Source organism: Stenotrophomonas sp. 05L413 (assembly GCF_056397945.1).
On the sequence record NZ_JBFTOL010000027.1, the window covers coordinates 1 to 375 of the forward strand.

General features: G+C 51.1%; 1 rRNA gene. It reads right to left on the reverse strand.

Going from position 1 to position 375, the window contains the following annotated elements:
- Window positions 1-375, reverse strand: a 16S ribosomal RNA gene (locus tag AC1DIQ_RS19005); the annotation flags it as partial.

Below are 375 nucleotides of genomic sequence, written 5' to 3' on the forward strand. Positions count from 1 at the left end.
CCATATCTCTACGCATTTCACCGCTACACATGGAATTCCACTTTCCTCTTCTGCACTCAAGTCTCCCAGTTTCCAATGACCCTCCACGGTTGAGCCGTGGGCTTTCACATCAGACTTAAGAAACCACCTGCGCGCGCTTTACGCCCAATAATTCCGGAYAACGCTTGCCACCTACGTATTACCGCGGCTGCTGGCACGTAGTTAGCCGTGGCTTTCTAATAAGGTACCGTCAAGGTACAGCCAGTTACTACTGTACTTGTTCTTCCCTTACAACAGAGTTTTACGATCCGAAAACCTTCTTCACTCACGCGGCGTTGCTCCATCAGGCTTTCGCCCATTGTGGAAGATTCCCTACTGCTGCCTCCCGTAGGAGTC